Below are 18,104 nucleotides of genomic sequence, written 5' to 3' on the forward strand. Positions count from 1 at the left end.
AGACAGCGGTCCGTGCACGCCCTCCTGGTCAGCGCACCGCGAACCACAGGCTGAGGACGACCGAGACGGTCAGGACGATCTCGATGATCCCGACGACCTTGGGGGACAGGGGATAGCGCGGCAGGACGGCCGCCCTCCCGAGCAGCACGACGGCGACCACGAGGACTGCGGCAACCGCCGCCCACGACATCCCGACGATCGCCGGTCCGAGGACGACCAGCCCCACGACGAGCACGTGCCAGAGGATCGAGGCGAGCCTCCACCCCTTCGCCCCGCGCTCGCGGATCATCGTCTTGACGTAGAAGACCGTGCCCGCGAGGTACCCGCCGAGGACCGCCGTCGCCCACCAGACCGCGGCCCTCTGCCCGGACCAGTCACCCTGGACGTCGAAGGCGACGGGCGTGAGCAGGGTCGCCCCGGCCGTCGTCGCCAGGCCCGACCAGATGCTCCGCTCGTCCCGGGTCGCCGACGCGTAGAGGCCGACCGCCAGCGGTACGACGAAGAGCGGTGCCCACCGGAGCAGGTGCGGCGCGCTGAGCGCCATGACGACCCCGACGACCGCGGCGAGCGGCACGTACGCCCGCACCGGCGGCAGGTACCGCGGCCGGCGGCGCGCCTTGAGCCACAGACCGGTGGCGAAGAACGCGAGGTACCCGACGAGCACGAAGACCTGGAGCAGCACGTGGCGCCAGTCGAGGCGGCCGGCGAGCAGCGCCCCGAGGACGAGCGGGGCGACGAGCATCGCCCAGGCTCCGTGCTGGTTCGGGACCCAGCCGGGTCCGCGCCTGCGTCGGTCAGCCAATCCAACCAAGTCCCTCGGCGATGAGGATGAGACCGAAGAGGAAGAAGAGGACGGCGGCGCCGATCTTGATCGTCTTCTCCGGGAGCTTGCGGCCGAGGACCGCGCCGACGCCGATGGCGAGGGCGTCGGCGGCGACCATGCCGACGGTCGAGCCGATCCACGTGCCGAACCAGCCCTCCTGGGTGGCCAGCGTGATCGTCGCGAGCATCGTCTTGTCACCGAGCTCGGCGAGGAAGAAGGCGGTGCCGACGGCGAGGAGCGCGGTGCCGGTCGCCTTGCGGGCCTTGCTCGCCTCCTCCTCGGTCAGCTCGTCGCCACGCAGGGTCCACGCGCCGAAGACGAGGAAGGCGATGCCGGCGCCGATGGCGATCCAGTTCTGGTACTCCTCGAAGGCCGTGCCGATCCAGTAGCCGATGCCGACGGAGGCGAGGTGCACGATCGCGGTCGCGGCCGTGATCGCGAGGATGACATCGCGGGCGCGGTAGCGAGTGGCGAAGGTCATCGCCATGAGCTGGGACTTGTCACCGAGCTCGGCGACGAAGATCACCGCGGTGGACAGGAGGAAGGCGTACACAGTCTGGCTCTCTGCTCAGGCGCCCGGCCGGGCCGCTGGGAGGACGACTCGACCAGGCACGAAGGGGTGAGCCCACCGGGGTCGGTGCGCTCACGTCGTGCTGGTCGAAAGTCTCGTCCGCCACGGGAACCGTGGCCGGCCGTGCCGGTCGCCTCACCCGAAGGCTCGGCGACAGTATGTCGACACGACCGTTAGGGACTACTCCCCCTCGATCGGGATCAGGATACAGGCGCTCATAGACTCCTCTGTATGCCGCATCAGACTGAGTACGCCCCTGTCACCTGGACCGCCGCCGGATCCTTGGAGTTTGAGGACATCGCCTACGAGCACAGCGAGGACGGGATTGCGAAGATCACGATCTGTCGTCCCGAGGTGCACAACGCCTTCCGTCCGCAGACGCTCATCGAGATCGGCCACGCCCTCGAGGATGCTCGAGAGGACACCTCGGTGGGGGTCATCATCCTCACGGGCCAAGGAGAGAAGGCCTTCTGCTCCGGTGGAGACCAGCGCGTCCGCGGTGATAGCGGATACCTCACTGAGCCCGGTAAGCAGGGTGCTGTGGGCCGCTTCCACGTGACCGACCTTCATGTCCAGATGCGCCGTACGCCCAAGCCGATCATCGCGATGGTCGCTGGGTACGCGATCGGTGGCGGGCACGTCCTCCACCTCGTCTGCGACCTGACGATCGCCGCCGACAACGCGCGCTTCGGGCAGGTGGGCCCCAAGGTCGGGTCCTTCGACGGCGGGTTCGGTGCCGGAGCGCTCGCCGAGATGGTGGGAGTCAAGAAGGCGAAGGAGATCTGGTTCCTCTGCCGGCAGTACGACGCCGAGGAAGCGCGGGAGATGGGGATGGTCAACACGATCGTCCCTGTGGCAGACCTCGAGCAGGAGACGGTCGCCTGGGCTCGCGAGATGATGCAGATGTCGCCGTTCGCCCTCCGACTCATGAAGGCCTCGTTCAACGCGGCGGAAGACGGGATCTCTGGGATCCAGCAGCTTGCGCACGACGCCAATCTGCTCTTCTACTCGACCGACGAGGCCAAGGAGGGCCGCGAGGCGTACAAGGCGAAGCGTCGACCGGAGTTCGAGAAGTTCCCCCGTCGTCCATGAGGGGCGGCCCGTTGCTCTTGCCTCAGTTGTTGGGGTTGTGCCCGGTCACGGTGCCAGCGACGCAGAGTCTGCCCTGGGCGTCGATGACGTCTACCCGGGTGACTCCCATCGCGCGACCGGATCGCAGGACCTCTGCCTGCACCGTGATGACCGCATCGACGGGCACCGCCCGGATGTAGGCCGCGTGGACCGAGCTCATGAGCAGCTCTGACGACCTGGATCTGAGCACGTGCTGGCCGAGGACGGCAACCGCCGACAGGATGACGCCTCCATGCGCAACACCCAGTGGGTTCGCGATCTGGCTTCCAGCAGCGATGGACATCGAGTCGTGGTCGCAAAGCGTCGCGCCCATCTGGGCCAGCAGGTCTCCCGAGGGTGTGGGCGGCAGGGTGGCGTGCGCAGGGGGAGGCGTTGGTACCTCGCTGTCGATGAGCCGAAGGCGAGTCGTGGCTACGGCGATCACGTCGCCCGTTTCGTCCTGCACCAGACCGGTCGCGTGCAGCGACCTGCCGCGGGGTGGCGAGGCCTGGGCCCGGCATGTGATCTTCCCGGTCCTCGGCAATGGGCCGACGATGTCGATGCTCAGCTCGGTGGTCACCGGCCAGGTGCCCGGCTGCCGCAGAGGTACAGGAGCCCAGCCCACGGTCTCGTCGACGAGCACGCCGATGGCCCCTGCGGATGGCTGCCGGTGGATGCGGCACCACTCGCCCATGTCCATGGATCCCAGGACCTGGTCGCCCTGAACGTCAAGGTCGTGCAGACGCATGCGTCGAGCTGGCTCTGTCCGGATGAAGCTGTAGCTCGACGCAGGGGCGTTGGTCATGTCGACATCCTGCCGACGTGACGATGGCAGATCTTGGCGCACGATCAGCCGAGAGAGGTGCCGTCAAGGACCGCTGGGACCGTGCTGCGGTGGAAGCCGCGATACGCGGGGGTGTTGTTGGCTCCGGCGAGGGGCCAGCCTCCGCGCCAGTTCGGAGTGCCGCCATCGATCCTGAGGGTGGTCCCGGTGATGTAGGCCGCTGCGGGGGAGAGGAGGTAGACCAGACCGGCGGAAATCTCGGCCTCGGTGCCGAAGCGCCGCAACGGGATGACGGGCATGGCCTGCTCGCGGAAGAAGGCGGCGTCTTTATCATCGTAGGTGTCGAAGCCGCTCGAGGCGATCCCGCCCGGCGCGAGTGCGTTCACCCGTACTCCGCTCGCGGCCCACTCGCACGCCGCGGTCTCCGTGAGCGTGTGCATGCCGCCTCGTCCGGCGCCGGAGTGGCCCATGCCCGGCCACCCGTTCCAGATGTCCGCGATGATGTTGACGATCGCCCCGCCGTGGTCCTTCATCCACTGGTTGTAGACCTCGCGCATCATGATGAAGCCGCCAGTGAGGTTGGTTCGGACGACGGCCTCGAAGCCTTTCGTCGAGACGTCTTCGAGGGCCGACTTGTACTGACCGCCGGCGTTGTTGATCAACCCGTCGATCTTGCCTTCCTCCTCGAGGATCGACGTGATGGCAGCCACGGCGCTCTCCTCGTCGCGGATGTCGAACGAGCGTGAGGCCACGGAGCCACCGTCCTCGGTGATCTCCTCGACGACGGCGTCGAGCTTTTCCTGCTTGCGGCCGGTGATGACCACCCGCGCTCCAAGGTGCGCAAGCTCGTGGGCCGTGCATCGGCCGATGCCGCTACCCCCTCCCGTGACCAGGATGGTCTGGCCGACGAAGAGGCCGGGGGCGTAGATGGACTGGTACGACATGGATGCCTCCAGGGGCGGAGTGTGGACACGGGGACTAGGTCACGATCCTGGCACGTCGTTGCCATTTTGGTCCAATAATTGTACGTTGGTTGGGTCGTCGACGAGGAGGTCGAGAATGACATCTGCGGTGGACATCACGAGCGCTTCTGCGGGGCGGCTCGCTCCGCAGGAGGCATCCGAGGTGCGTGCTCTGCGCGCCGAGCTCGAAGCGGTTCGTGCCCTCGACGGCGCTACAGGCCTGGCGGGACTCGTGGCCATGGCTCAACGACTCCTTGGGAAGCCCGTCGCGCTCTTCGACGACCAGGGCCGCGTGGCTGTGAGTGCGCCACGGGACTCGTCGGTCTTCCCCTCGCTCGACGTCCTTCGCGCCGCGGGCGACCCCGTCCGCGGCCACCTGCTGCTCGGTGCCGGCCATGCGACGTCCCTTGCCCGGCGCCATCTGTTGGGCGTCCTGCGTGGGCCCGGTGATGAGGCGATGGGTTGGGTATCCGTGCAGGAGAAGGGGGCCATCCTCGGGCCGTACGACAGCGCGGTGCTCGACCTGCTGAGCCGGCGGCTGGCCGGAGAGATGCGCATGCACCGGCGTGTAGCGGCGCTCGCCGCAGACGCCCGGTCCCACCTCGCGCGACAGCTTGTCCGAGGCACGGCCGCGGCGCAAGATCTCCGCGCCACCGGTTCCCACCTCGGCGTTGATGTCGATGTCGAGCGGATCCTCGTCGTCCTCATCCAGGGCACCAATGAGCCCCGGCTGAGCTCAGGGCCCTCAGAATGGGAGCACGCGCTCTCCCAGCGTCTTGGGCTCGATGTGATCGCCACCCGTGGATCACAGGGCCTCATGCTTCTTGTCGAGGTGGAAGCGGGGGTGCCGGGGCCGCAGCAGACCTCTGGGATCCGCGATGCAGTGACGGATCTCATCGACGAGCTCGAAGGCTCGGACGCGGTCGCCGGGGTCGGCGAGCCCGTCCAGCCGAGCCTGCTGCCTCGGGCCTACCGTGAGGTTCATCAGGTCGCGCTGTGCGCGTCCCGCAACTCGGGATCCACCAGGGTGCTGGCCCTGGATGACGTGGGTCCGCTGCGGCTGTTTCTGGCGAACCTCGACTCCACCGTGTTGCATCAGCACGTCGACACCAAGGTTGGTGCCCTCCTCCAGGGCGGTCACGTGGACCTCCTCCGGACTCTGCAGACCTGGTTCGATCACGACCGCAGCGCACGGGCCACCGCAGCCGCCCTGTCCGTGCACGAGAACACGGTTCGGCTTCGGCTGGGGCGCGTCCATCACCTCACTGGCCTTGACCCGACCTCGTCAGTCGCCCAGCTGGACCTGCAGCTGGCGCTCCTCATCCTTCGGATCCATGGCCACCCCGCGATGCAGGACTCCTCCCACCGGCGGGTCGAGGCGGCAGCAGAGGCCTCACCCAACGTTGAAGGAGGCCACGCGTGACCGAGCGCAAGCTGCGAGCCCTGGTGACCGGAGCGGGCCGCGAGGGCGGCATCGGCCAGGCCACTGTCAAGCGCCTGACCGCTGACGGGTTCGACGTGGTGACGATGGACCGGACCCCTGGGTGCACATACACCGTCGACATAGCCAGGGACCCACTGCCCGACCTGTCGGACATCGACGTCTACGTGGGCAACGCCGCCCTGACCACGGTCTTTGGTGCCGCCCACACGATGGACTTGGAGCAGTGGCAGCGTGACCTGGACGTCAACCTCACCGGGACGTTCCGTGTCCTCCAGGCATGCCTCGCCGGGATGCGGCAGCGTCAGTTCGGCCGCGTGGTCATCGTCTCTAGCACAGCCGGCACCGTCGGTCTGCCGGGCCAGGTCTCTTACAGCACGACCAAGGCGGGCTTGCTCGGCATGGTCAAGACTGTGGCGGCAGAGACGGTCGGCCTCGGGATCACGGCCAACGCGGTGCTTCCAGGGATGACCGCAAGCTCTGGTGTGCTGTCGATGCCCGCGGACATCGTCGAGTCCTGGCAGCAGAGCATGCCGGCCGGCATGGTCGCGCCAGAGGACATCGCGGACGCTATCGCCTTCTTCGCTGCACCCACCGCACGCAGCGTCACCGGGCAACTCCTCACCGTCGACCGGGGAGACGGGCTCAACACCCGTTCTGTCACCGCTTCTGTCATCCGGAAGGCCTGAGGTACCCATCGTGCGCGCCTTTGTCATACAAGAGCTCACCGGCCCATCCGCGGGAGCCGTGCACGATGTGCCGGAGCCAGAGGGTGCCCATGAGTGGGCGGAGGGCGAGCGCCTGCTCATCGACGTGCGCACCGCGGGCGTGGCCTTCCCCGACGTTCTGCAGACGCGGGGTGAGTACCAGCACGGACAGGAACCGCCGTACGTCGCCGGGGCCGAGGTCGCGGGTACCGTGCTCGAGGCCCCATCAGGATCGCGGTTCCAGGTGGGCGACCGCGTGGCCGGGCTGACGCTCTGGGGCGCCCTGGCCGAGAGAGCGCTGGCACTGCCGCAGTACACCTTCCGCGTCCCCGAGGCTATGTCTGACGAGTCGGCGGCGGCGTTCCCCCTCAACTACTCGACGGCGTGGTTCGCCTGTCGCCGAGCTGCGGTCACCGCCGGCGAGACTGTCCTTGTCCATGGCGCTGCAGGTGGCGTCGGAACCGCGGCGATCCAGGCCCTGCGTGCCCTTGGGGCCTCGCCTATCGCGGTGGTCTCTGACGACGCGAAGGCGGAGGTTGCGCGTCACATGGGGGCAACGCATGTCGTTCGATCGGACGGAACCTGGGTCGACCAGGTGAAGGACCTCACGGACGGTCTCGGCGTCGACGTCGTCATCGACCCCGTCGGCGGGGACCGGTTCACCGACTCCCTCCGTTCCCTCGACGTCGGGGGCCGGCTCGCCGTCGTGGGGTTTGCGGCTGGCGAGATCCCGACGGTCAAGGTCAACAGACTGCTGCTCCGAGACCTCAGCGTCGTCGGCGTCGCGTTGGCTCCGTGGATCGAACGCCATCCTGATACCGCGGTGCGCATGGCCGCAGACCTCGAGGCGTGGGCTTCCGCCGGACAGGTCTCACCCCACGTCGGGCTGGTCGTTCCCCTCGACGAGGCAGTTGACGCCCTTCGTGCCATCGACGAGCGACGGATCATGGGCAAGGCCGTCGTCCGCGTCAAGGCTCCCAACTCATCCCCTTCCCGGCCCGATCACCACCTCTAAGGACACGCACATGACCTCCCCTTTCCACGACCCGCTTGTTGTCGGCCCCACCGACGAGATGCCTGAGCGCTTCTTCGACCGGTTCATGTTCAACATGCACCCCGTCGACGACCTCGCCCCAACGGTGATCCTCGGCTACGGCGTCTATCCCAAGAGGGACGTCGCCGACGGTTTCGTCCTCGTCACGACCGACGCCGAGCAGCGCGCTGTGCTCTTCTCCACCGAGATGTCGGCAACCGACGCGACCGGCTCCGGCCCGATGCGCTTCGAGTGCAGCGAGCCGAACGAGGCGTGGCGGCTCATTGTCGGGCCCAATGACACAGGGCTTGAGGTCGACGTCATCTGGCGGGCGCGGACGCCGTACTGGCTGAAGTCGCTTGAGGTCGCGACGACCTCTCAGGAGACGACCTCGTTCGATCACCTCGTCCAGTCCGGCCGGTACTCGGGCACGATCACGCTCGACGGTATCGAGCAGTCCGTGGACGGCTGGTACGGCCAACGGGACCGCTCCCGAGGCGTCCGAACGATGTCGGGTGGGCAAGGGTTGCACATCTGGTTCCAGGCCCAGTTCCCGGACCGGTCCGTCGGTTTCCTCATGGTGGAGAGCCGCTCCGGCGAGCAGATCATGCTCGAGGGCGCGGTCATGCACGAGGACGGCACCCTCGATGACATCGTGGCCGTCACCCACGATCTGGAGTTCACCGATGGCCTCGACCTCGTCTCAGGCCGGATTGTCGTCAAGACGGAGGACGGACGCACGTACGACATCGGGTGCGACGGATCGGCCGGTGGCGGATGGATGGCGGCTGCCGGCTACGGGGGCCATCACGGCAAGCCTCGAGGTCGCGACCACAGTGAGTACGTCGTCTATCCCCTCGACGGCTCCGTCAGCCCACGCACCGTCGACTCGGCCCTGACCGACCGCAACTGCCGGTTTACCTGGGAAGGACAGGAGGGGCGCGGGATCTTCGAGTACGCGCTCTCCCGTAGCTCTTCCTACGAGTACCGGCCGACGAGTGCATGACTCGTCAGGTCAGTAGCACGCCGCCGTCGACCGGCAGGGAGACGCCGGTGACGTACGCGGAGGCGTCTCCCGCAAGGAAGCAGACGACTGCGGCGGCGTCTTGTGGCGCACCGATCCGTCCGATCGGTATCCGAGCCTCGATGACCTTGGCCTTATACCGATCGCTGTAGTGCTCGGTCTGCTCGGAGGGGAAGACCCCGGGCAGGATGGCATTGACCCGGATCCCCTTCGGCCCTAGCTGCGCAGCGAGGTCGCGCGTCAGGCCGAGGACCGCCGCCTTGCTCGCACTGTAGGCGGCGGCCGGCATCTTGGCTGTGGTCAGCGCCATGACACTCGAGACGTTGACGATGGAGCCACCTGCACGCATGACCCGAGCCGCCTCCCGGATCATCCAGTACGTACCGTGGAGGTTGAGCTCGACGGTGCGTGAGAAGTGCTCGGGTGGGTCGTCGACAACGTCGTGGTATTCGCCCCCGTCGCCGGCGTTGTTGACCAGGATGTCGAGGCGACCGAACGTCTCCATCGTCTCCTGGACAACCCGTGCGCAGTCCTCGAGATCAGTCACGCTCCCGACGACGATGTGGCAGCGTCGGCCGGTCGCCTCTACGCGCTGTGCTGTCTGGGCGAGTCGCTCGGCCCGTCGCCCGGTGACGACGACATCTGCGCCGCACTGGGCCAGCCCGACGGCGTGCGCGACGCCGAGACCCGAGCTCGCTCCCGTCACCACGGCGACGCGCCCGGTGAGGTCGTTGCGAAGGGGGATGGTCACGTCAGTGTCGCTCATGGGACCAGCCTGGTCGGAGAGACCCCATGGATGCACAAGTCCATGTCCTCGCCGCTGTGGGTCTCCCCATGCTCCTGATGGCAAGTGACTGTCGCCGGCGGCGCGATGGCCTCAGAGTTGGGGCATGACCGAGCTAGATGTCACGACGCTGGATCGCCGCGTCAGTGCCTTGGTGGGTGACCGGTGGCCTGGTGCCTCTGTCGAGTCGATCGTGCGTATGCCGGCTGGCGTCTCGAGCCTGGCCTACCGAGTCTCCATCGCCCCTGGGAGCGACGCCCCCACCGGGATGGTGCTCAAGGTTGCTCCCGTCGGCCTGCCGGCGACGATGAACCGTGATGTGCTTCGCCAGGCGCGGATGATGGCGGCGGTAGCCGAGCAGACCGACGTCCCCGTGCCGGCGATCCTCGTCAGAGACGACAGCGAGCAACCTCCGATGTTTGGCATGGAGATGCTCCGGGGTCAGTCGTACGAGCCTGGCACGGACATCGCTGGGGACGAGGCGCCGGACCCAGCGGTCGTCCGGGCGCGGTATCGCACGGCCACCCAGGCCTTGATGGGGCTCCAATCGGTCACCCCGGCTGCTTTGGGCGCCGGTTCAGAGCCCGCAGTCGGTCCTTCCGATGAGCTGGAGCGGTGGAGGCGGCTCCTCAGCACTGTGGATGACGACATCTGTCCGGGTCATACGGAGCTCTACGAACGGCTCGAGGCGCGCATCCCGCGTCCGCTCCGTCCGACTCTGCATCACGGTGACTACCGGCTGGCGAACATGATGTTCACGGACGCGTCGCTCAATGGGGTCATCGACTGGGAGATCTGGGCAGTCGGCGACCCGCGCGCAGACCTGGCATGGCTCCTCATGCACCTCGACCCGCCTCACCTGTTCCACCGCGATCGGCCCCAGGCTGACCAGTACGCCGCGACCGGTCTGCCGACGGTCCTCGACGTCCTGGGAGATGCGGCCGAGGCCGGAGCTCGGATTGAGACCCTCACCACTGATCTTCCGTGGTTCCTTGCCTTGGCGGCGTACAAGGTCGCCAGCACGGTGGGGGTGCTGGCGAAGCGCAACCGGCGGCTGGAGGTGCCTGCCGAGCGCCTCGTCTTCGCTGCCGAATCCCTGCCCGGCGTCATCGCACGGGGCCACACATATCTGGACGAGGAGGATTGGAGCAGATGATCGACGTCACTTCTTTGTACGGACGTCGCAACGACGACCGGTGGAACCGCATGGTGATCGGTGATGTCTTCGAGCGAGTTCGGTGGTCGACGCCCGACAAGGTGGCGCTCATCGGTTGGAGCGGGGCGTACGGGCGTGAGCGGCTCCATCAGGTGACCTATGCCCAGGCTGACGACTTTGCGAATCGGGTCGCGAACGCGCTCCTTGCACAGGGTCTCGAGCGTGGCTCTCGGGTCCTTCTGTACTGCGACAACTCGATCGAAGCCGTCCTCACGATGATCGGGGTAGCAAAGGCAGGTCTCGTCGCGGTACCCGTCAATCCGAACTTCACCGGCGATCTCCTCGCATGGGTCCAGCAGCATGTCGAGCCAGCGTTCGTCGTCGCGGACGCGGAGTTCTCCGAACTTGCGCAGGATGCCCTGGGGAGTTCTCCCGGCGTCGGCGCGGTGATCGAGATCGGGCTCGGCGGCTCGGTGCCTGGCGGGATACCCGGATGGTGGGACTGGGTGCACGGGTATCCGGACTCAGAGCCTGACGTTGAGATCCCCCTGCATGCGGATGACATCTGGTGTCTGACGTTCACCTCGGGGACGACGGCGATGCCGAAAGCCTCGATGTCGTCACACACCTTCTCCTACTTGTCAGCCTGGTCGTACGCGATGTCGCTGACACGAGGGTTGGATGTTGAGACCGACCTCGTTATGACGACCTTCTTGCCGATCATCTTTCACACCGGGTTCAGTTCCAACATCCTCCCGCCGCTCCTGACAGGCGGTACGTTGGTCCTCGGTCGACGGCCTGATGCCTCACAGCTGGCCCACGCGATCTCCGAGACACGGGCAACAGCGGTGTGGGCAGGCTCTCCGCTATGGGTCCAGGCCCTCGTAGACAGCGCGCTCGCTGGGCCCCCCAAGACTGACCTCTCGAGCCTGACGGTCGTCATGTTCGCGTGGGGGACGATCAATCCACGCATGCAGGACGATATCCGGGGTATCTGCGGCGAGCACGTGCGGCTTCTTGAGGTTTTCGGGCAGACAGAGTCCATGACGTGCTACCGCTTCTGGCCGCACCGCGAACCGGAAAAGTTTGTCGAGAGCATGCGTGGGGTGAACCATGTCGGGCGTCCCACCCCGTTGCTCGCGGCCCAGATCGTAGGACCCGACGGCGGCACTCTCGTCGGCACCGTCGGAGTTCCCGGAGAGGCTGTCTACCGTAGCCCCGCCATCACCTCGGGTTACTACCGCGACGAGGAAGCCACGCAGGAGGCGCTGCGGGGTGGTTGGCTGCATTCCGGGGACAGCTGCGAGTACACGTCCGACGGCTCGCAGATCATGGTCGACCGCTACAAGGACATCGTGAAGTCAGGCGGTGAGAATGTCTCGAGCCTGCGGGTGGAGACCGTTCTCGTCGAGTGCCCCGGGGTTTCTCGGGTCGCGGTGGTCGGCCTACCGGATGAGAAGTGGGGGGAGCGGGTCACAGCGGCCGTCACCCTGCATCCTGGCGCTTTGGTCACAGAAGAGGAGATCATCACCTTCGCCAAGGACCGTCTCGCGGGCTTCGAGGTCCCGAAGCAGGTGGTCATCATGACCGAGCTCCCGCAGACCGTCGGAGGGAAGATCCAGAAGCACCGAGTACGCGAGCATCTTGCCCGCTAAGGGACCGCTGCAGGAGGGTCCTGTCGCAAGTCAGGCGCCCTTGACGGCCACGACGACCTTGCCGACAGCGTTGCGCTCGGCCATGGACGCCATCGCCTCGGCTGCCTGCTCGAGGGGCCAGACGGTTCCGACTGGGGGGTTGATGCGCCGTTCGGCCGCGAGGCGCTCGATCGCGGTCGCGACCCGCAGGAGGGTTCCGGGGTGCTCGGTCTCCATGTTGTCCATCGTGATACCGGTGACAGTGAGGTTTCGGTGCAGCAGGCGGTTCACCTTGACCTCCGGGATGGAGCCCCCCGCGAAGCCGATCACGACGAGCCGTCCGCCCTGACGGAGGGAACGTAGCGAGTCGGTGAAGATGTCTCCGCCGACGGTGTCGAGCACGACGTGCACCCCTCGGCCCCCGGTTGCCTCCTGCACGCGTCCCAGCCAGCCCTCGCCGGAGCGCACGACGATCTCCGCTCCGAGCTGTCGAGCGAACTGCTCCTTCTCCTCGGACGAGACGACTGCAACCGCGCGGGCTCCGAAGGGGACAGCCAGGTCGAGAGCCGCTGTGCCGACGCCTCCGGCAGCGCCGTGGACGAGCACGTACTCACCGGGCTGGACCCTCGCGCGATCGTAGGCGTACCAGGCGGTCGCGTAGTTCATGTACAGCGCTGCGGCCGTAGTCCACGACATACCCTCAGGAACGTGGATCGTGAAGTCCGGCAGAGCCAGGCACCGATCGGCGAGCGCGCCCTGCCAGGTGATCCCGGCGACCCGGTCGCCCGGGGCGAACCGACCCCCGTGTGGTGCCTCGATCACGGTGCCCGCGAACTCGCTGCCGGCCGTGTAGGGCGCGGCCACCCCGTTCTGGTACTTGCCCCAGGTCTGGAGCGGGTCGATGAACGACAGCCCGGCGGCGTGCACGTCGATGAGCAGCCGATGGCCCTCCGCCCGGGGGTGCGCACCCACTGGCTCTGGGACGTCCAACAGGCGGGCTGCGGCCGGACCCTCGAGGGACTCGACGACGATGGCGCGCATCATGCCTCCTGAAGCTGGGACTGGGTGGGTGGCACGTCATACCACGCGTGGAGGGCATCGGCGACGCACACGGGAGAGTCGGAACCCTCAACCAAGAAGGTTTGACGGACCCGGAGACGGACCCCGCCGTCGACGTCGTTGGCGTCGACGATCTCGGCGCTCATGCGCACCCGCTGGCCACGGACGACCGGGGTCAGCCAGCGCACCTTGTCAAAGCCGTAGTTGAGTGCCACGGCGACGTCCACGACCTCGACGAGCTGGACGAACATGCCCGGGCCGAGGGAGAGCGTGTAGAGGCCATGGGCGATCGTGTCGGGGAATCCCGCATCACGTGCAGCATCGAGGTCGAGGTGGATCCGGACAGGGTCTCCTGTGGTCCGGGCAAAGGCATCGATCGCCTCCTGGGTCACCTCATGCCATCGCGAGATCCCCAGGTGTGTTCCTGCGCTCGCCCTCAGGCCGTCCAACCCGCTGATCGTGATCATGACCCGACTCTCCAGGTCTTCCCATTTCGTGGCCAGTGTCGGAGCGTGAGCCGATGGTGATGTCAACAGTCCAGAGGCCGGGGGGAGCGGACAAGTGTCGCTGCCCGCCCTAGCGTCCACCTCAGCAACCAACGCCAGGAGGAACCCGTGGACTGGACCATCCCGCAGGACGTGCAGACGTTCATCGCTGACCTTGACGTCTTCATCGACGAGCAGATCAAGCCGCTCGAAGCCGAGCAGCCTCACTTCTTCGATCACCGCCGAGAGTGGGCGCGTACCGACTGGGAGCGAGACGGATTCCCTAAGCAGGAGTGGCGTGACCTGCTGCAGCGAATGCGTCGGATCTCCGACGACGCCGGCTTCTTCCGCTACCCCTTGCCCTCGGCTCTTGGAGGCCAGGACGGCACGAACCTTGCGATGGCGACGATCCGGGAGCACCTGCTCACGAAGGGGTCTGGCCTGCACTTCCCCCACGCGGATGAGCACTCCGTCGTCGCTAATCTCCCGGTCGCTCTTGTCCTGCACTCATTCGGCACCGCTGAGCAGAAGGAGCAGTACCTCGAACCGCTCATCCGGGGCGAGATCGAGATCGCGTTCGGTCTCACCGAGCCCGGCCACGGGAGCGACGCGACGTACATCGAGACCACCGCCGTCAAGGATGGCGACGATTGGGTAATCAGTGGTGCCAAACGGTTCAACAGCCTCGTCGACTGCTCTGAGACGGACATCGTCTTTGCGCGCACCTCCGGTCAGCACGGCAAGGCCGAAGGCATCACCGCGTTCCTCGTCCCGACGGACGCGCCGGGTTTCTCGGTCCCGTTCAACCACTGGACGTTCAACATGCCGAGCGATCACAGCGAGGTGCACCTCGACAACGTCCGGGTGCCGTCCTCGGCCATTATCGGTGAGGAGGGCCGCGGCCTCGACACTGCGCAGCTCTTCGTCCACGAGAACCGGATCCGGCAAGCAGCCTCGTCGCTGGGCGCCGCACAGTACTGCATCAACGAGTCCGTGCGATACGCCCAAGAGCGGGTGGTCTTCGGCAAGCCCTTGCACGAGCACCAGGGCATCCAGTGGCAACTCGTGGAGCTGCAGACCGAGGCCGAGCTCATCAGGGCACTGATCCAGAAGACGGCGACGATGATGGACGACGTCGGCAAGACGGGGGTCAGCGCCAACGTGGCGATGGTGAACTTCAGGGCGAATCAGCTCGCCTGCACGGCAGCGGACCGCGCCATGCAGATCCATGGCGGAGTCGGGTATACCCGCCACAAGCAGTTCGAGCACCTCTACCGGCACCACCGTCGCTACCGGATCACCGAGGGCACCGACGAGCTCCAGAAGCGACGTATCGCTGCTTCGATGTTCGACTTCCGCAGCTCGAGGACGTGAGACTGTTTGTCCACGACCGTCGCCGGCCGCTTCCGCCGGCGCCTGAGCGTGGACGAGCAGGAGTGAACCTTGGCGACCAACGACATTGACGCCCGCGTCCAAGAACTGGTCGCCCGGGCGCACCCCTTCCTCTCGCGGCCGATCACCGTCACCAGGGGTGATGACCTTCCGGAGATCGATGCCAAGCTCGCCTATCTGGTCGCCCAGAGCCGGGCCTGGCTCGCCGAGCTCTCAGAGGAGCCCGATCCGCACCAGGTCCTGCGCGTGAGTCACCTGCTGTCCGATGCGCACACCCTTCGGTGGGACGTGCGTCAGTGGCACGTCAAGGATCGTCAACGTCGGTTCGAGATGCTCGACGAGGGCCTGGTCGAGATGCGTCGCGAGACCGATCCCGACGTCCTCCTGCAGCGCATCCCGGAGGCAGTCATCGAGCACTGCGGCTTCGACAGGGTGCTCGTCTCTCGCGTCGAGGGTGACACCTGGCGTCCGTGGCGGTCGCACGCTCGTAGCGTACGCCCGGAAGAAGCACGGTTCGCCGACTGGCTCCGTCGGGCGCCGGAGATCCGCCTCGACCGGCGGATCCGTGAGGGTGAGAGCGTCGGGCAGCGTCAGGCCGTCATCGTCTTCCCCGACGACGAGGACGGACGCGTTGATCGTCCTTTCGCCCAGGCTCGTCCGTCACGCCCAGGATCGCGACAGTCGGGGTCCTACGTCGCTGTCCCACTCGCTCCGTCCGACGACGTCGTCGGACTGATCCACGCTGACTACGCCGACCGAGATGTCACGCCGTTGGACCGGGAGATCATCACCCAGTTCGCTCGGTCCTTCGACTACGTCTACGAGCGCGCGGTGCTCCTCTGGAGGATGGAGCACGAGCGCGTCCGGATCGCCGAGGCGCTGCGGAACGTCAGTCTGGCACTCGAGGAGGTCGAGAGTACCGAGATGGCGCTGCGGCGTCGGGCGGACGTGGCCCCCAGGCGTACGGACGCCGGTTTAGCCCTTGCCGACCGGTCTGCTGCTACCCGTGAGCTGGCCTCGGTACTGACCCCCCGAGAGCTCGAGGTGCTGAGCCACATGGCGACCGGGGCGACGAACGACCGCATAGCGGGCGAGCTCTCGATCTCCCGTGACACTGTCAAGTCACATGTCACGCACGTTCTCCGCAAGCTCGGTGCCGAGAACCGTGCTGAGGCCATCGCCCATTACATCCGCCTGACCCTCGGCTCCCTGTAGGTCACTACAGCGGACACTCCGGTCGCCTTCCTCGGGAGTGCTATTTTGGTCTGACCAATAGGAGGTGGAGCGTGCGTGCAGTGCTTCTCGATGAGTTCGGCGGACCCGAGGTCCTGCGACCGCTGGATGTCTCGATGCCAGCAGGGCCTCCCGGCTGGGTCCGGGTAGATCTTCGCGCGAGCGCGCTCAACTGGCACGACGTCCTCGTGCGCCGGGGACAGTATCGTTCACCCCTGCCGCATGTCCTCGGGGCCGACGGCGCGGGTGTGCGCACTGACACAGGCGAGGAAGTGGTCATCCTCCCCTCGCTCGGATGGGGCGATCGATACGCCGCCCCGGCTCCGGGGTGGGAGATCCTCGGTGACCACTGCTGGGGGACATGCGCTGAGTCCGTGAGCGTCCCGCCAGAGTGCCTCTTTCCCCGGCCGATCGGATGGTCGTGGCACGAGGCGGCAGCGCTGCCTCTGGTTGGTGTCACGGTGCAGCGCGCACTGGTCGGGCGCGGGCGACTCTCTCGTGGCGAGTCGCTGCTCGTGCTGGGCGCCGGCGGCGGCGTAGCGACCATGGCGGTCATGCTCGGGGGGGCCGTCGGCGCCCACGTCTGTGTCACGTCCTCATCCACGTCCAAGATCGAGCACTCCGAGGCTCTCGGTGCCGCGGGGGGCGTGCTATACACCGAGGGGGACTGGGTGCAGCAGGCCAAGGAGCTCTCTCCAGGAGGGGCAGGATTCGACGTCGTCCTGGACTCGGTCGGCGCATGGTCGGACGCCATCGCAGCGGCACGGCCGGGCGGACGCGTGGTCGTGCTCGGCGCGTCGCGGGCGGAGCAGGCCACGCTCGACATCCGGCCCTACTACTTCGGTCAGTACGAGCTCATCGGGACGACGATGGGGTCCCCTCGCGACATGCGCGACCTCCTCGCACTCGTCGCCGCAGGCGAGCTTCGCCCACCCCCGATCGCCCAGGTTCACCGACTCGACGACGCCGCGGTAGCCCACGCTGCTCTCGAGTCCGGCTCAGCGATCGGGAAGATCGTCCTCGACCACACATGATCCGCACATCTCGTCCCTGAGTGCCCTAGCCGACGGAGGTCCTTGTGATTGACCAGCCGCTGATACGCGTCGACATCTCCGAGGGTGTCGCGACATTGACGCTCGATTCCCCAACCACCCGCAACGCGCTGTCCGACGCACTCCTCGATGAGCTGCTCGCTGCTCTCGGGTCCGCTCGAGACGATGACTCCGTCCGCGTGGTGGTTCTCGCCAGCTCGCACGACAAGGTCTTCAGCGCTGGAGGCGACCTCAAGGCGTTCGCGAGCGACACGCCCACGATCGAGAAGTACGCAGGCCTAGACCGATTCCCGCGCCTCTACCGACTCATGGGCTCGCTGGGCAAGCCGGTGATCTGCTCGGCGGGTGGCGACGTCCTCGCCGGCGCCTTCGGTCTGGCTCTCGCCTGTGACCTCATCATCGCGCGCGAGGGCGTGCGGTTCGGCTGCCCTGAGATCAATGTTGGGGTGTTCCCCTTCATGATCTCGGCGTTGATCTACCGCAACGTCCCTCGGATGCGCGCTAACGAGCTGATGATGCTCGGGGAGACGATCAGCGCCGAGGATGCGCTCGACCTGGGCATCGTCAACCGAGTGGTACCCGCGCCGAACCTCGATGCAGTGGTTGCCGACTGGGCAGCCCGCCTCGCAGGCAAGTCGCCACTCCTCATGCGTATGGGCAAGGATGCACTCGATGCCACGCGTGACCTCGGCCTTGAGCCTGCGCTGGAGTCGCTGCGCGGCCAGCTCGCGTTGGCCTTCACCACCACAGACATCGGCGAAGGGGTGGCCGCCTTTCGGGAGAAGCGTGCGCCTCGGTGGTCGGGCCGATGAGCGCCGTAGAGCCTTGCCTCTTTGGTCCAACCATAATACTGT

18 protein-coding genes are annotated in these 18,104 nt (G+C 67.0%); 11 read left to right on the forward strand and 7 right to left on the reverse strand.

What is annotated here, in order from left to right:
* Positions 1–28 precede the first annotated feature (28 nt).
* Both JNO54_RS04500 and JNO54_RS04505 read right to left on the reverse strand, forming a co-directional pair.
* A complete protein-coding gene (locus JNO54_RS04500) occupies positions 29–811 on the reverse strand; it encodes a YwiC-like family protein (protein ID WP_307818062.1) in 783 nt (260 codons plus the stop codon).
* Positions 795–1,376: a TMEM165/GDT1 family protein gene (locus JNO54_RS04505; protein ID WP_204142817.1), complete on the reverse strand. Its 582-nt coding sequence runs from the start codon at positions 1,374–1,376 to the stop codon at positions 795–797. Before JNO54_RS04505 ends, JNO54_RS04500 begins: the two co-directional genes overlap by 17 nt.
* A 249-nt stretch (positions 1,377–1,625) precedes the next feature.
* Here JNO54_RS04505 and menB point away from each other — a divergent pair, with 249 nt between their 5' ends.
* Positions 1,626–2,486 carry a 1,4-dihydroxy-2-naphthoyl-CoA synthase gene (menB, locus tag JNO54_RS04510; RefSeq protein ID WP_204142818.1) on the forward strand — a complete coding sequence of 287 codons (861 nt, stop codon included), beginning with the start codon at positions 1,626–1,628 and terminating at the stop codon, positions 2,484–2,486.
* A gap of 22 nt (positions 2,487–2,508) precedes the next feature.
* Here the strand turns inward: menB and JNO54_RS14915 are convergent, their stop codons facing one another.
* Together JNO54_RS14915 and JNO54_RS04520 are read right to left on the reverse strand one after the other, a co-directional pair.
* The gene (locus JNO54_RS14915; RefSeq protein WP_204142819.1) at positions 2,509–3,351 is read right to left on the reverse strand and encodes a PaaI family thioesterase; all 843 of its coding nucleotides are present in this window, start codon (positions 3,349–3,351) and stop codon (positions 2,509–2,511) included.
* A 2-nt stretch (positions 3,352–3,353) separates the two neighbouring features.
* Positions 3,354–4,232, reverse strand: coding sequence for an SDR family oxidoreductase (locus JNO54_RS04520; protein WP_204142820.1), 879 nt, complete (start codon positions 4,230–4,232; stop codon positions 3,354–3,356).
* Between the two features lie 127 nt (positions 4,233–4,359).
* On the opposite strand from JNO54_RS04520, the gene JNO54_RS04525 reads away from it, so the two are divergent.
* From JNO54_RS04525 to JNO54_RS04540, 4 genes are read left to right on the forward strand one after another with little or no spacing between them, the layout of a single operon-like run.
* Positions 4,360–5,673 (forward strand): PucR family transcriptional regulator, encoded by a 1,314-nt coding sequence (locus JNO54_RS04525; protein ID WP_204142821.1) that lies wholly within the window; start codon positions 4,360–4,362, stop codon positions 5,671–5,673.
* Entirely contained in the window at positions 5,670–6,380 is a 711-nt protein-coding gene (locus tag JNO54_RS04530; protein WP_204142822.1) for an SDR family oxidoreductase, read from the forward strand. The genes JNO54_RS04525 and JNO54_RS04530 overlap by 4 nt, the downstream gene beginning before the upstream one ends.
* A 10-nt stretch (positions 6,381–6,390) precedes the next feature.
* The gene (locus JNO54_RS04535) at positions 6,391–7,413 is read left to right on the forward strand and encodes an NADPH:quinone oxidoreductase family protein (RefSeq protein WP_204142823.1); all 1,023 of its coding nucleotides are present in this window, start codon (positions 6,391–6,393) and stop codon (positions 7,411–7,413) included.
* Between the two features lie 10 nt (positions 7,414–7,423).
* Positions 7,424–8,437, forward strand: coding sequence for an Rv3169 family protein (locus tag JNO54_RS04540; RefSeq protein WP_204142824.1), 1,014 nt, complete (start codon positions 7,424–7,426; stop codon positions 8,435–8,437).
* A gap of 4 nt (positions 8,438–8,441) precedes the next feature.
* On the opposite strand, the gene JNO54_RS04545 is transcribed toward JNO54_RS04540, so the two are convergent.
* Positions 8,442–9,221, reverse strand: a complete 780-nt coding sequence (locus tag JNO54_RS04545; RefSeq protein ID WP_204142825.1) for an SDR family NAD(P)-dependent oxidoreductase — start codon at positions 9,219–9,221, stop codon at positions 8,442–8,444.
* 124 nt (positions 9,222–9,345) lie between these two features.
* On the opposite strand from JNO54_RS04545, the gene JNO54_RS04550 reads away from it, so the two are divergent.
* Complete coding sequence (locus tag JNO54_RS04550; protein WP_204142826.1) at positions 9,346–10,395, forward strand: phosphotransferase family protein; 1,050 nt, start codon at positions 9,346–9,348, stop codon at positions 10,393–10,395.
* Positions 10,392–12,050: a class I adenylate-forming enzyme family protein gene (locus JNO54_RS04555; protein WP_204142827.1), complete on the forward strand. Its 1,659-nt coding sequence runs from the start codon at positions 10,392–10,394 to the stop codon at positions 12,048–12,050. The genes JNO54_RS04550 and JNO54_RS04555 overlap by 4 nt, the downstream gene beginning before the upstream one ends.
* 30 nt (positions 12,051–12,080) lie before the next feature.
* On the opposite strand, the gene JNO54_RS04560 is transcribed toward JNO54_RS04555, so the two are convergent.
* Positions 12,081–13,070 (reverse strand): NADPH:quinone oxidoreductase family protein, encoded by a 990-nt coding sequence (locus tag JNO54_RS04560; protein ID WP_204142828.1) that lies wholly within the window; start codon positions 13,068–13,070, stop codon positions 12,081–12,083.
* Complete coding sequence (locus tag JNO54_RS04565; RefSeq protein WP_204142829.1) at positions 13,070–13,555, reverse strand: MaoC family dehydratase; 486 nt, start codon at positions 13,553–13,555, stop codon at positions 13,070–13,072. Before JNO54_RS04565 ends, JNO54_RS04560 begins: the two co-directional genes overlap by 1 nt.
* 147 nt (positions 13,556–13,702) lie before the next feature.
* Between JNO54_RS04565 and JNO54_RS14920 the strand changes: the two genes are divergently transcribed.
* The 4 genes from JNO54_RS14920 (at position 13,703) to JNO54_RS04585 (ending at position 18,062) form a co-directional block, all read left to right on the forward strand.
* Positions 13,703–14,947, forward strand: coding sequence for an acyl-CoA dehydrogenase family protein (locus tag JNO54_RS14920; RefSeq protein WP_204142830.1), 1,245 nt, complete (start codon positions 13,703–13,705; stop codon positions 14,945–14,947).
* A 69-nt stretch (positions 14,948–15,016) separates the two neighbouring features.
* On the forward strand, positions 15,017–16,180 hold the full coding sequence (locus JNO54_RS04575; RefSeq protein ID WP_204142831.1) for a LuxR C-terminal-related transcriptional regulator: 1,164 nt from the start codon (positions 15,017–15,019) through the stop codon (positions 16,178–16,180).
* A 134-nt stretch (positions 16,181–16,314) separates the two neighbouring features.
* On the forward strand, positions 16,315–17,232 hold the full coding sequence (locus tag JNO54_RS15140; RefSeq protein WP_504739246.1) for a quinone oxidoreductase family protein: 918 nt from the start codon (positions 16,315–16,317) through the stop codon (positions 17,230–17,232).
* Between the two features lie 44 nt (positions 17,233–17,276).
* Positions 17,277–18,062 carry an enoyl-CoA hydratase/isomerase family protein gene (locus JNO54_RS04585; RefSeq protein WP_204142833.1) on the forward strand — a complete coding sequence of 262 codons (786 nt, stop codon included), beginning with the start codon at positions 17,277–17,279 and terminating at the stop codon, positions 18,060–18,062.
* The last annotated feature ends 42 nt before the right edge of the window (positions 18,063–18,104 follow it).

The organism is Janibacter endophyticus (genome assembly GCF_016888335.1).
GTDB lineage: Bacteria > Actinomycetota > Actinomycetes > Actinomycetales > Dermatophilaceae > Marihabitans > Marihabitans endophyticum.

Bases quoted from the DNA above. Each gene is read 5' to 3' on its own strand.
- menB (WP_204142818.1), top strand. From the start codon at position 1,626: ATGCCGCATCAGACTGAGTACGCCCCTGTCACCTGGACCGCCGCCGGA.
- JNO54_RS04520 (WP_204142820.1), bottom strand. From the start codon at position 4,232: ATGTCGTACCAGTCCATCTACGCCCCCGGCCTCTTCGTCGGCCAGACC.
- JNO54_RS04540 (WP_204142824.1), top strand. From the start codon at position 7,424: ATGACCTCCCCTTTCCACGACCCGCTTGTTGTCGGCCCCACCGACGAG.
- JNO54_RS04545 (WP_204142825.1), bottom strand. From the start codon at position 9,221: ATGAGCGACACTGACGTGACCATCCCCCTTCGCAACGACCTCACCGGG.
- JNO54_RS04550 (WP_204142826.1), top strand. From the start codon at position 9,346: ATGACCGAGCTAGATGTCACGACGCTGGATCGCCGCGTCAGTGCCTTG.
- JNO54_RS04555 (WP_204142827.1), top strand. From the start codon at position 10,392: ATGATCGACGTCACTTCTTTGTACGGACGTCGCAACGACGACCGGTGG.
- JNO54_RS04560 (WP_204142828.1), bottom strand. From the start codon at position 13,070: ATGCGCGCCATCGTCGTCGAGTCCCTCGAGGGTCCGGCCGCAGCCCGC.
- JNO54_RS04565 (WP_204142829.1), bottom strand. From the start codon at position 13,555: ATGATCACGATCAGCGGGTTGGACGGCCTGAGGGCGAGCGCAGGAACA.
- JNO54_RS15140 (WP_504739246.1), top strand. From the start codon at position 16,315: ATGCCAGCAGGGCCTCCCGGCTGGGTCCGGGTAGATCTTCGCGCGAGC.